We start from the raw sequence: 12,362 nt of genomic DNA, 5'->3' as shown, positions 1-12,362 counted from the left end.
AGCATCGACGAAGGGCGAGTGCGGTGAGCCGGATCGTGATCATCGGCGGCGGGCCGGCCGGCTACGAGGCGGCCCTGGTCGCCGCGCAACTGGACGCCGACGTCACAGTGGTGGAGGCCGAGGGGGCCGGCGGAGCCTGCGTGCTCTCCGACTGCGTACCGTCGAAGACCTTCATCGCGAGCTCGCAGGTGGTGACCGGCTACCGGGACACCGAGGAGTTCGGGGTGCACTCCGACGGGCTGGAGGCGGTCACCGTCGACGCCCCCGCCGTGCACCATCGGGTGAAGCGGCTCGCGCTCGCCCAGTCCGCGGACATCCACGCGAAGCTGCTGAAGGCCGGGGTCACCTTCGTGGCCGGCACCGCCCGCCTCGGTGAGGACACGCTCGGTCACACGCACCGCGTGGTGGTCAGCCCCACCGACGGTGCCGACGAATACACCATCGACGCGTCCACGGTCCTCTTCGCGACCGGCGCCACCCCGCGCCAACTGCCGACCGCTCTTCCCGACGGCGAGCGGATCCTCACCTGGCGTCAGGTGTACGACCTGCCCGAGCTGCCCGAGCACCTGATCGTGGTCGGCTCCGGGGTGACCGGCGCCGAGTTCGCCAGCGCGTACCTCGGGATGGGCGTCGAGGTGACCCTGGTGTCCAGCCGGGACCGGGTCATGCCGCAGGAGGACGCCGACGCGGCGCAGGCGATCGAGCGGGTCTTCCGCGCCAAGGGCATGAGCATCCTGAACAACTCCCGCGCCGACGCGGTCCGCCGCACCGAGGACGGCGTCGAGGTCGAGCTCTCCGACGGTCGCAAGGTGTACGGCTCGCACGCGCTGATCACGGTCGGCTCCATCCCCAACACCGCCGGCCTCGGCCTCGCCGAGTACGGCGTCGAGCTGGGCCGGGGTGGCTACGTGACAGTCGACCGGGTGTCTCGGACGAACGTGCCGGGCATCTACGCCGCCGGCGACTGCACCGGTGTGCTGGCGCTGGCCAGCGTCGCGGCCATGCAGGGCCGGATCGCGATGTGGCACGCGCTCGGTGAGGCCGTCCGCCCGCTGCGGCTGCGGACCGTCGCCGCGAACGCCTTCACCTCCCCCGAGCTGGCCACGGTGGGCGTCTCGCAGAACGAGGTGGACGCCGGAACGGTCCCGGCCCGGCAGGTGATGCTGCCGCTGGCGGGCAACGCCCGGGCCAAGATGGACGACCTCGCCGACGGTTTCGTGAAGCTCTTCTGCCGTCCCGCCAGTGGCCAGGTGATCGGCGGAGTGGTGGTGGCTCCCAAGGCGAGCGAACTCATCCTGCCGATCACCATGGCGGTGGAGAACAACCTCACCGTCAACGAGCTGGCCCAGACCATCACCATCTATCCGAGCCTCTCCGGATCGATCACGGAGGCGGCCCGCCAGCTCATGCTCCACGTGCTGGAGTGAGCGGTCGGACCCCGGCCACCGCCGCCGCCAGGAACGCGATCAGGGTGACCTCGGTCAGGATGAGGACCCGTTCGACCAGGCCGATCAGCATCCGGTCGCCCGGGTAGGCCGACCAGACCATGGTCGCCGCGAGCAGCAGGCTGGTGAGGGCGAGTCCGCGTACCCAGCGGGCGGCGGGGTGGGGCAGCCGACCGGCCAGCAGCCAGCCGCCGACGGGCAGGGCCAGGAAGGCGACGACCGAGGCGTACCGGTGCACGTACGCCGCCGCGTCCATCGGCAGCCCCGGCTCGTTGGTCGGCACGACCGCGGCGAGCAGCAGGCCCCCGATCCAGGCCAGCAGCAGAACCCCGACCCGGCGGGTCGCGCCCGCTCGGCGCAGCGCGGGTAGCAGGGCCGCCGTGGCGAGGGCCAGCACCACCATGGCGACGTCGATGACGCCACCGCGGTCGGAGACGGCGTAGTCGCTGACGGTCAGCGACCAGGGCGAGAGATCCTCGTTCACCTCGACGTGACCGATCACGGCGAGCAGCGCCGCGAGGGCGATCCCGCCGAGGGCCAGCAGGCCCGAGTTCCGCGTTCCAGGCATGCCTCAGCCTGTCGCCGGAGGCACCCGAGACGGATCGGGGCGAGCCACCGAATTCGATCCCCGGGACCACCCCTAGGTCGCGGTGGAGCCGCTACGCCACGTTGAGCTGGATGTTGCCGATCCGGGCGACCACGTCGAGATGACCGCCGAGTCCCGTCACGTACGCCCGAAGAGTTTCGAGGTTGGTGTGCTCGCCATTCTCAATCTGGCTGATGCGTGCCTGGGAGAGCCCTGCGGCCTCGGCCAGTTGGCGCTGCGTCATCCCGAGCTGCTTGCGGATCTCAGCCAGTTGAGCTCCGCTCACCGATGCAAGCATCTGCTCGCGCAGGCGACCGCGTCGCGCCACCCGATCAGGGTGATCCCAATCGGGGTCCATCTCGCGTGCCTTGGCCTTGACGTCCCGCCAGTCGGTGCCGTCGCTCATCGCTCCGCCTCCTTCAACGAGGTGAGGTGCTCCTGGAACCGCCCATCCGCCAACGGCACGGCCACCTGGTACCAACTCTGCCAATGGCCCGATTTGTCACCGGCCACCAGGAAGACGGCTTCCCGCAACGGATCGAAAGCAAAGATCATCCTTATCTCCGTCGAGCCCGTGGAACCCGGCCTGAGTTCCTTCATGTGGTGGAAGGAACTGCCCTTGAGTCGGTCCACCATCGGACGACCCAATGCCGGACCGTGTTCGGCCAGCAGGTCTATCGCCTCGGCGATCAGATCTGCGCTTGCTGGATCGGTCTTGCATAAGCCGAGGAACCAGTCTTCGACCTCAGGATGCAGTTTCACGCTCCACACGTCATCAATATAAATGCAGCTTATACGAGTCTGCGGCGGCGACACTCAGTCGATGGGGAGTTCGGCGGCGGCCCGGCGGGCGTTGCGGGCGCCTACCAATGTCATCGCCCAGCCGGCGGCGCCGAACCCGGCCGCCGCGACGGCCGCGACCAGGGCGAGCCGCCAGGTGGACGAGGCGAGCGCCGCCCCGCCGAGGTGCCCGACCAGGGCGCCGTAGCTGGCCCAGCCCAGCGCCGCGATCGTCTCGTAGCTCAGGAAGAGCCGGTACGGGTAGCGGCTGCGGCCGGCCGAGAAGCAGGCCGCCATCCGGCCGCCGGGCACGAACCGGCAGAGCAGGATCACCATCGGCCCCGGACGGCGTAGGCCCTGGGTGAACCGGGCGGCGGTCCGTTGGGCGCGACTCTGCCGGGTATGTCGTCGTACCCGTCGATCGGGTGCGCTCCGGCCCAGCAGGTAGCAGACGAGGTCTCCGGCGAGCACCCCGAGCGCGCCGACGGCGATCGTGAGCGGCAGGTCCAGCCCGCCGTAGACGGTGAGCGCCCCGCCGGTGATCATGATTGCCTGGGTGGGGATGACCGGAACGAAGGCGTCCAGCAGCAACAGCCCGAGCAGCGCGAGGTACGCCCACGTCGGTGACGTGACGTCAGTGAGTAGTTCGGGCACGCGTGCCACCTCGCCGTATGTGGCCGATCTGATGTACCGAGCCTGACGGCGTGTCCGGCGTCACGACGGACGGCCCCGACAGGCGGTGACCACGGACACGGCAAGGTCACCCAGGTACAACGACGCTCCATAGCTCCCGGTCACGGTCGGCGGATCGGCGTTCGTCGGCGTACCGTTGGCGAGCGCGGCCCCAACGACCGTCGGGTCCCCCGTTCTCGACGATCGGGCCGCATTGGGCCGCCGGCAGGTCCCGTGCCGGCGGCCCGCCCCTGACCCGGCCGGGCCGGGCCTCGGCGGGGCGGTCCGTCGCCGCGCCTCGACGACGTCGCGGTGACCCGCTCGCGCCGACACCCTGACATCACCGCAGACCCAGTCGGTCAGGCGGCCGGGAGCCACGCCGCCTGCGGCGAAAAACGCGGGTGCGCCCGCGCCCGCACCGGGCGTACCGTCTCGGCATGCGCAGCGCGGATCTGACCACGACGCCGGACGACTCCGGCGTGCCGCACTGACGTTTCTGTCCACGAGGCCCCGGGGCGACCGCTCCCGGGGGCCGCGCGGACCTCGGTCACCGGGTCGCCTCCGGGTCGTACGCGATCAGGGAGAGCGACATGATCGACCACCGCAGGCTCGGCCGGGAGCTGGAGCTGTTCGTCTCCGATCCGCTGGCCGGCGCCGGGCTGCCCATCTGGTTGCCGGCCGGCGCCGCCGCCCGGCACGCGGTCGAGGAGTACGTCCGGGAGTTGGAGCGCCGAGCCGGCTACCAGCACGTCTACTCGCCACCGCTGGGTAAACGCGAGCTCTTCGAGCGCTCCGGCCACCTCGGCTACTTCGCCGACGACATGTTCCCGCCGATGCGCCTCTCCGCCGACGACGAGTTCGTGCTGCGGCCGGCGCTCTGCCCGCACCATGCGCTGGTGTTCGGCGCGCGCGGGCGCTCCTACCGTGAGCTGCCGCTGCGCGTCGCCGAGCTGGGCGGGATGTACCGCGCCGAGCGCTCCGGGGTGCTCGGTGGCCTCTCCCGGGTACGGGCCATCTCGCTCAACGACGCGCACAACTTCTGCGCGTTGGAGCAGGTGGGGGCGGAGGTGGCCGAGATCCTCCGGCTGATCCGCGAGGCGCACGCCGCGCTCGGCGTACGCCCGGCCGGGTTCCGGTTGTCGGTACGCGGACCCGGGCAGCGGTACGTCGGCGACGACGCGCAGTGGGCCCGCGCCGAGGAGCTGCTGCGCGACGCGCTGGCCGGGGTGGAGTACGAGGTGGCACCCGGGGACGCCGCCTTCTACGGTCCGAAGATCGACGTCCAGATCGTCGACGGCCGGGGGCGGGAGTCGACCCTGGCCACCGTGCAGCTCGACTTCGACAAGCCGGAGCGCTTCGACCTGGCCTACACCGACCGGGACGGGGCGAGGCGGCGCCCGGTGATGGTGCACCGGAGCCTGGTCGGCAGCATGGAGCGACTCTTCGCCTACCTGATCGAGGTGCACGAGGGCGCCTTCCCCGCCTGGTACGCGCCGGTCCAGTTGGCGGTGCTGCCGGTGGACGCCGGCCAGGCCGGCGCGGCGGCCGACCTCGCCCGCCGGGCCGAGGCGGCCGGGCTGCGGGTCGAGATCGACGCCGCCGGTTCACTGGGTGCCCGGATCCGGGACGCCGCCCGCCGGCGCATCCCGTACGCCGCGGTGGTCGGTGCCCGGGAGGCGGCCGACGGGCGGGTGTCCCTGCGGCTGCGCGACGGGCGGTCCCTCGACCCGCTGCCCGTGGCGGACGCGCTCGCCCTGGTGGGCGACGTGGTGGCCAGCCGGACCGGGCAGCTGCTGCCCGGCTGACTCGGGCGCGGCGGCAGTCAGTCCGTGGGCCGGCCGGTGCTCGTGCCGGCCGGCCCACGGCCGGTGCCGATGGTCCCGGCCGGGTGGGGGCAGGCCCGCCTGCACCCGGCCGGGAACCTCGCGCGCCTACCCGGCCGGGTGGGTCACGCGGAGAGCGCCCCCTGGGCCGCTGCCGGGGTCCGGGCGGCCTCCTCGCCCTCGTCCTCCTCGGTGATCGCCTGGGTGAACTGGGAAAGGTAGAGCCGGTGGTACGCGCCGCGCGCGTCGAGCAGCTGCTCGTGCGTGCCCTGCTCGACGATCCGGCCGTTCTCCATCATCAGGATCAGGTCGGCGTCCCGGATGGTGGAGAGCCGGTGCGCGATCACGAAGCTGGTCCGGTCCGAGCGCAGCGCGGCCATCGCCCGTTGCAGCAGCACCTCGGTGCGGGTGTCGACCGAGCTGGTGGCCTCGTCCAGGATCAGCAGCGACGGCTCGGCGAGGGCCGCCCGGGCGATGGTGATGAGCTGCTTCTCGCCCGCGCTGACGTTGCTCGCCTCCTCGTCGATGACGGTGTCGTAGCCGTCGGGCAGGCTGCGGACGAACCGGTCCACGAAGGTGGCCCGGGCGGCGGCGAGGATCTCCTCCTCGGTCGCGTCCGGCCGGCCGTACGCGATGTTGTCGCGGATGGTGCCGCCGAAGAGCCAGGTGTCCTGGAGCACCATGCCGATCCGGCCACGCAGGTCGTCGCGGCTCATGCTGGTGGTGTCCACCCCGTCGAGGGTGATCCGGCCGGCGTCCAGCTCGTAGAACCGCATGATCAGGTTGACCAGGGTGGTCTTGCCCGCGCCGGTCGGCCCGACGATCGCCACGGTGTGACCCGGCTCGGCGACCAGCGACAGGTCGTCGATCAGCGGCTTCTCCGGCACGTAGCGGAAGGACACGTGCTCGAACTCGACCCGGCCGCGCGGCTGGGTCACCCGGGCCGGCTCGACCGGGTCGGGGGTCTGCTCGTCGGCGTCGAGCACCTCGAAGACCCGCTCCGCCGACGCCACGCCGGACTGGAGCAGGTTGGCCATCGAGGCCACCTGGGTCAGCGGCTGGGTGAACTGCCGGGAGTACTGGATGAACGCCTGCACGTCGCCGAGGCTCATCGTCCCGTTGGCGACCCGCAGCCCACCGACCACCGCGATCGCCACGTAGCTCAGGTTCCCGATGAACATCATCGACGGCATGATGATCCCGGAGATGAACTGGGCGCCGAAGCTGGCCTTGAAGAGCTCCTCGTTCTTCTCCGTGAACGCCGCCTCGACCTCCCGCTGCCGGCCGAAGACCTTGACCAGCTCGTGGCCGGTGAAGGCCTCCTCGATCCGGCCGTTCAGCTCACCGGTGTGCGCCCACTGGGCGATGAACTGCTTCTGCGACCGCTTGGCGATCCGTTGGGTGACCAGCACCGAGAGCGGCACGGCCACCAGCGCCACCAGCGCCAGCAGCGGCGAGATCCAGAACATCGCCCCGAGTACGCCGACCACGGTGAGCACGGACGTGAGCAGCTGGCTCAACGTCTGCTGGAGGCTCTGCGAGATGTTGTCGATGTCGTTCGTCACCCGACTGAGCAGCTCGCCCCGGGGCTGCCGGTCGAAGTAGGGCAGCGGCAGCCGGTTGAGCTTCTCCTCCACGTCCGCACGGAGCTTCAGCACCGTCCGCTGCACCACCCCGTTGAGCAGCCAGCCCTGCCACCAGGAGAGCACCGCCGCGCCGAGGTAGAGCCCGAGCGCCAGCAGCAGCACCCGGCCCAGCGCGGTGAAGTCGATGCCGGCGCCGGGCACCGGGTTCATCCGGGCGAGCATGTCGGCGAAGGCGTCGTTGCCGCTCGCGCGGGCCGCCGTGACGGCCTGCTCGACGGTGCTGCCCGTTTCGAGCTGCCGGCCGATCACCCCGCTGAAGATCAGGTCGGTGGCGTGCCCGAGGATCTTCGGCCCGGCGACGCTCAACCCGACGCTCACCAGCGCCAGCGCGATGATCCCGCCGAGCTGGAGCCGGTGCGGCCGGAGCCGGCCGAGCAGACGCCGTGCCGACGGCCCGAAGTTCATGGACCGCTCGGCGGGCATCCCGGCCCCGAAGCCCGGGCCGCGGCCACCGCCCGGCCCCCGGCGCGGTGCCGAACCGGCAGCCGGCTTCTGCGCCGGTACGGGTTTCCTGTCGCTCACGCCGCCTCCTCCGCGCTGTGCCTGATGATTCGCTCCCTGCGGTCGCTCATGCCGGCACCTGCGCGGTCTGCTGCGAGGCGACGATCTCGGCGTACGTCGGGCAGCTCTCCAGCAGCTCCTCGTGTCGTCCCACTCCGACGACTCCCCCGTTCTCGAGCACGATGATCTGGTCGGCGTCGACGATCGTGGAGACCCGCTGGGCCACGATCACCACGGCGGCGTCCGCGGTGACCGGCCGCAGCGCCGCCCGCAACCGCGCGTCGGTGCCCAGGTCGAGCGCGGAGAACGAGTCGTCGAAGAGGTATATCTCCGGCTTCCGGACCAGGGCCCGGGCGATCGCCAACCGTTGCCGCTGGCCACCGGAGACGTTCGTGCCGCCCTGCGCGACGGGCGCCTCCAGCCCCTCGGGCATCTGCATCACGAAGTCCGCGGCCTGCGCGATCTCCAGCGCCCTCCAGAGCTCCTCGTCGGTGGCGTCCGGGTTGCCGTACCGCAGGTTGCTCGCGACCGTGCCGGTGAAGAGGTACGGCCGCTGCGGCACCAGGCCGATCCGTCGCCACAGCTCGTCGGGGGCCAGGTCGCGTACGTCGATTCCGTCGACCAGCACCGCGCCGGCGGTGACGTCGACCAGTCGTGGCACCAGCGACAGCAGGGTGGTCTTGCCGGCCCCGGTGCTGCCGATGATCGCCGTGGTGCTGCCGGGCGTAACCCGGAACGAGATGTCCCGCAGCACCGGGTCGGCCGCGCCCGGGTACTGGAAGCGCACGTCGCGCAGCTCCAACTCGGCCCGTCCGGACACCTCGGCGGTCGGCGTCGCGGGCGGCGCCACGGAGGTGTCGGTGTCGAACACCTCGACGATGCGCTCGGCGCAGACCGCCGCGCGCGGCACCATCATCAGCATGAAGGTGGCCATCATGACGGACATCAGGATCTGCATGAGGTACTGAAGGAAGGCGGTGAGCGCGCCGATCTGGATCGCGCCGGAGTCGACCCGCTGCGCGCCGAACCAGAGCACCGCGACGCTGGAGACGTTGAGCACCAGCATCACCACCGGGAAGATAAGGGCCAGCAGTCGCCCGACCCGCAGCGCGGTGGCGCTCAGGTCCGTGTTCGCCACGCCGAAGCGCTGCGTCTCGTACGGCTCACGTACGAAGGCGCGGACCACCCGGATGCCGGTGATCTGCTCGCGCAGGACCCGGTTGACCGCGTCGATCCGGGTCTGCATGAGCCGGAAGCCCGGCACCATCCGCCGGATGACCAGTGCCAGCGCGATGGCGAGGACGGGTACCGAGACGAGCATCAGCCAGGAGAGCCCGAGGTCCTCCCGCAGCGCCATCACCACCCCGCCGACGCACATGATCGGGGCGGCCACGAGCATGGTGCAGCTCAGCAGCACGAGCATCTGCACCTGCTGCACGTCGTTGGTGGTGCGCGTGATGAGCGACGGTGCGCCGAACCGGGCGACCTCGCGGGCGGAGAACCGGTTGACGTGCCGGAAGATCCCGGCCCGCGCGTCCCGGCCGAAGCTCATCGCGGTACGCGCCCCGAAGTACACCGCGGCGATCGAGCAGACGATCTGGACCAGGCTGACGGCGAGCATCCAGCCGCCGGTCGACATGATGTAGCCGGTGTCGCCGCGCGCCACGCCCTTGTCGATGATGTCGGCGTTGAGGCTCGGCAGGTAGAGCGAGGCCATGGTGCCGACGAACTGGAGCAGCAGGACCGCGGCCAGCGGCTTCGAGTAGGGGCGCAGGTGTTCGCGGAGCAGTCGGATCAGCACTTCTGCTGGCCTCCCGTCCCGTCCGTGGGCACTGTCATGCCTGGTTCCTCTCCACTACCGATGACCTCCAGCAGGAACTCGCGGATCACCGCCGCCTTCTCGGGGTCGGCGTCGACCGAGGTGAGCGGCCGACCCGACCGGATCAGGACGCCCACCCCCGCCAGCCGTTCGTGGCCGGCGGGGGTGATGGCGAGCCGTACGCTGCGCCGGTCGCTGTCGTCGCGTCGCCGCTCGACCAGGCCGTCCCGTTCCAGGGTGTCGACGATCCCGGTCAGCGTGGCGGGCCGTACGAAGCAGCGTTGGGCCACCTCGCGGTGGGGCATCGGGCCGTTCTTGTCGAGCGTCATGAGGGCGACCATCCCGGCCTGGGTGAGGTTGAACTTCTCCGCCAGGAAGCGGTTCCACCGCTGGGTGACCATGTGGCCGGCCAAGGCCAGGAGGCGACCCATCGGTACGTCGTTGAGGGTGACGAGATCCACGGTCTGCAGGTTAGCCCCCTGATAGTCAGGCACCAAACGAAATTGCCGCCGCGGTGACCAGGAATGCGATCTGCATGGCCGTGCGCTGCCCCAGCGGCGTGACCGGCCGTCCGGCCAGGGTGAGCCGGCGCTGTGCCGCGGAGACGTTGGCCGGGAACATCGCGAACATCAGCAGTCCCAGCCCGGCCGCTCCCCACCGGGCCGTGGCCGGGACCAGCAGCGCCGCCGCCCCGACCAACTCGAGCACGCCGGTCACGGTGACCAGGAGCGCCGGCCGGGGCAGGCGGGGCGGGACCATGGCGATGAGGCCGGATCGGCGGGGCTCGCTGAAGTGCGCGAGCCCGGTGATTACGAACATGGCGGCCAGCCCGATCCGGAGTGCGTCGGTCGTGCTGTCCAGGGCGTCGAATCCGGCCAGCCCGACGATCCGGGCCACCGCGAAACCGGCGATCAGCGTGATCAGTGGAGCCATGACATCCTCCTCGGGTCGAAACTTGTCACTGGCAAGATTGCTCGTCGAGTGTCATCTTGTCAATGGCAAGATAGGATTACGTCATGACTCCGACGCGTGGCTACCATCACGGCGATCTACGCCGTGCCCTGCTCGACACCGCAGTGGAGGCGATCTCCGAATCCGGCCCCGCCGCGCTCAGCCTGCGTGACCTCGCCCGGCGGGCCGGCGTCTCGCACGCCGCCCCCGCGCATCACTTCGGCGACAAGGCGGGCCTGCTCACCGCGCTCGCCGTACAGGGATTCGATCTGCTCGCCGAGACCCTCGGCCAGGCGGGCGACGACCTGCTCGCCGCCGGCGTCGCCTACGTGGACTTCGCGGTCCGGCACCGCGCGCACTTCGAGGTGATGTTCCGCCCGGAGCTGTACCGGGCCCAGGACCCGCAGGTGCGAGCCGCCAGTGACCGGGCCGGCAATGTGCTGCGCGATCGGGTGGCGGGCCTGCCGGCGCGCGACGGTGGCGCCGGCGAGCCCGGGCGGGACGCCCTCGCCGCCTGGTCGATCGTGCACGGCTTCGCCACCCTCTGGCTCGCCGGTGCGCTGCCTCCCCGCGTCGGCGACGACCCGCGGGAGGCGGCGCGGTACGTGATCAGCCGGCTCGTCGAGTAGGCGAGCCGGACCGCCGTCACCAGCTGGTCGGCAGCGGCATCCCCTCGGTGTAGCCGGCCGCGCTCTGCACGCCGACCACCGCCCGCTCGTGGAACTCGGAGAGGTTGCGCGCGCCCGCATAGGTGAAGGAGCTGCGGACACCCGCGATGATCTCGTCGATCAGGTCCTCGACGCCCGGGCGGGTCGGGTCGAGGTGCATCCGCGCCGAGGAGATGCCCTCCTCGAAGACCGCCTTCCGGGCCCGGTCGTACGGGCTGTCCTCGGCGGTGCGAGCGCTGACCGCCCGGGCCGAGGCCATGCCGAAGCTCTCCTTGTAGCGCCGGCCGTCCGGATCCGTGTAGAGGTCGCCGGGGGACTCGTACGTGCCGGCGAACCAGGAGCCGATCATGACGTTGGAGGCGCCGGCGGCGAGCGCGAGCGCCACGTCCCGGGGATGCCGGACGCCGCCGTCGGCCCAGACGTGCCGGCCGAGCGCCCGGGCCGCCGCCGCGCAGTCCAGCACGGCCGAGAACTGCGGCCGCCCCACCCCGGTCATCATCCGGGTGGTGCACATCGCGCCCGGTCCCACGCCGACCTTGACGATGTCGGCGCCCGCCTCGATCAGGTCCCGTACGCCCTCGGCGGTGACCACGTTGCCGGCCGCCACCGGGACGCCCGGGTCGAGCCGGCGTACCGCCCGCAGCGCGGAGATCATCCGCTCCTGGTGACCGTGCGCGGTGTCCACCACCAGGGTGTCCACCCCGGCCTCCAGCAGGGCGGCGGCCTTGCCGGTCACGTCGCCGTTGATCCCGATCGCCGCCGCGATCCGCAGCCGCCCCTGCTCGTCCACGGCCGGCCGGTAGAGGGTCGCCCGCAGCGCCCCCTTGCGGGTGAGGACGCCGACCAGCCGCCCCTGCGCGTCGACCACCGGGGCGAGCCGGCGCCGACCGGCGGAGAGCACGTCGAACCCGGTACGCGGGTCCGCGTCCGCGGGAACGGTGTGCAGCTCAGTGGACATCACGTGACGTAGCTGGGCGAACCGGTCAACGCTCACGGTGTCCGCCTCGGTGACCACACCCAGCGGTCGGCCGGCCTCGTCCACCACCATCACCGCGCCGTGCGCGCGCTTGGGCAGCAGGTGGATGGCGTCACCGACGGTGTCGGTCGGGCCGAGCGTGATCGGGGTGTCGTAGACCAGGTGGCGCTGCTTGACCCAGGACACCACGTTCGCCACCACGTCGATCGGGATGTCCTGCGGGATGACCGTGACCGCGCCGCGCCGGGCCACCGTCTCCGCCATCCGCCGGCCGGCGACCGCCGTCATGTTCGACACCACGATGGGGATGGTGGTGCCGGTGCCGTCGGAGCTGGCGAGGTCGACGTCGAGGCGGGAGCCCAGGTCGGAGCGGGACGGCGCCATGAAGACGTCGTTGTAGGTCAGGTCGTGCGCGGGAGCCGCGCCGTGAAGGAACCGCACCCGGCAATCATGGCTGCTCGATACGGGTATCGCCGCCGCTGGTAGCGGAAAACA

At 71.5% G+C, this 12,362-nt stretch carries 12 protein-coding genes; 3 read left to right on the top strand and 9 right to left on the bottom strand.

Annotated features, from left to right (window positions below; genetic code table 11):
• Positions 1-23: 23 nt before the first annotated feature.
• The gene (locus D7147_RS01215; protein ID WP_120673377.1) at positions 24-1,427 is read left to right on the top strand and encodes an NAD(P)H-quinone dehydrogenase; all 1,404 of its coding nucleotides are present in this window, start codon (positions 24-26) and stop codon (positions 1,425-1,427) included.
• On the opposite strand, the gene D7147_RS01210 is transcribed toward D7147_RS01215, so the two are convergent.
• From D7147_RS01210 to D7147_RS01195, 4 genes are all read right to left on the bottom strand, one after another.
• A complete protein-coding gene (locus tag D7147_RS01210; protein ID WP_120673376.1) occupies positions 1,405-2,013 on the bottom strand; it encodes a DUF998 domain-containing protein in 609 nt (202 codons plus the stop codon). The genes D7147_RS01215 and D7147_RS01210 overlap by 23 nt on opposite strands.
• 91 nt (positions 2,014-2,104) lie before the next feature.
• Complete coding sequence (locus D7147_RS01205; protein ID WP_120673375.1) at positions 2,105-2,437, bottom strand: helix-turn-helix domain-containing protein; 333 nt, start codon at positions 2,435-2,437, stop codon at positions 2,105-2,107.
• Positions 2,434-2,802, bottom strand: a complete 369-nt coding sequence (locus D7147_RS01200) for a type II toxin-antitoxin system RelE/ParE family toxin (protein WP_120673374.1) — start codon at positions 2,800-2,802, stop codon at positions 2,434-2,436. The genes D7147_RS01205 and D7147_RS01200 overlap by 4 nt, the downstream gene beginning before the upstream one ends.
• Before the next feature lie 45 nt (positions 2,803-2,847).
• Complete coding sequence (locus D7147_RS01195; protein WP_120673373.1) at positions 2,848-3,465, bottom strand: DedA family protein; 618 nt, start codon at positions 3,463-3,465, stop codon at positions 2,848-2,850.
• Between the two features lie 593 nt (positions 3,466-4,058).
• Between D7147_RS01195 and thrS the strand changes: the two genes are divergently transcribed.
• Positions 4,059-5,288, top strand: a complete 1,230-nt coding sequence (gene thrS, locus D7147_RS01190) for a threonine--tRNA ligase (RefSeq protein ID WP_325050633.1) — start codon at positions 4,059-4,061, stop codon at positions 5,286-5,288.
• 143 nt (positions 5,289-5,431) lie between these two features.
• Here thrS and D7147_RS01185 read toward each other — a convergent pair whose 3' ends face one another.
• The 4 genes from D7147_RS01185 to D7147_RS01170 all read right to left on the bottom strand — a co-directional run bounded on the left by D7147_RS01185 (position 5,432) and on the right by D7147_RS01170 (position 10,205).
• Positions 5,432-7,375 (bottom strand): ABC transporter ATP-binding protein, encoded by a 1,944-nt coding sequence (locus D7147_RS01185; protein ID WP_233562905.1) that lies wholly within the window; start codon positions 7,373-7,375, stop codon positions 5,432-5,434.
• A gap of 145 nt (positions 7,376-7,520) precedes the next feature.
• Positions 7,521-9,254, bottom strand: a complete 1,734-nt coding sequence (locus tag D7147_RS01180) for an ABC transporter ATP-binding protein (protein WP_120673370.1) — start codon at positions 9,252-9,254, stop codon at positions 7,521-7,523.
• Positions 9,248-9,733, bottom strand: coding sequence for a MarR family winged helix-turn-helix transcriptional regulator (locus D7147_RS01175; protein WP_233562860.1), 486 nt, complete (start codon positions 9,731-9,733; stop codon positions 9,248-9,250). The genes D7147_RS01180 and D7147_RS01175 overlap by 7 nt, the downstream gene beginning before the upstream one ends.
• Positions 9,734-9,758: 25 nt before the next feature.
• Positions 9,759-10,205, bottom strand: a complete 447-nt coding sequence (locus D7147_RS01170) for a DoxX family protein (protein WP_120673369.1) — start codon at positions 10,203-10,205, stop codon at positions 9,759-9,761.
• Between the two features lie 83 nt (positions 10,206-10,288).
• On the opposite strand from D7147_RS01170, the gene D7147_RS01165 reads away from it, so the two are divergent.
• Positions 10,289-10,852 (top strand): TetR/AcrR family transcriptional regulator, encoded by a 564-nt coding sequence (locus D7147_RS01165; protein WP_120673368.1) that lies wholly within the window; start codon positions 10,289-10,291, stop codon positions 10,850-10,852.
• Positions 10,853-10,868: 16 nt separating this feature from the next.
• On the opposite strand, the gene D7147_RS01160 is transcribed toward D7147_RS01165, so the two are convergent.
• Complete coding sequence (locus D7147_RS01160; protein WP_120673367.1) at positions 10,869-12,308, bottom strand: GuaB1 family IMP dehydrogenase-related protein; 1,440 nt, start codon at positions 12,306-12,308, stop codon at positions 10,869-10,871.
• Positions 12,309-12,362: the final 54 nt, after the last annotated feature.

The organism is Micromonospora musae (assembly GCF_003626545.1).
GTDB classification, from domain to species: Bacteria; Actinomycetota; Actinomycetes; order Mycobacteriales; family Micromonosporaceae; genus Micromonospora; species Micromonospora musae.
This window is presented reverse-complemented; position numbering and strand designations above follow the sequence as displayed.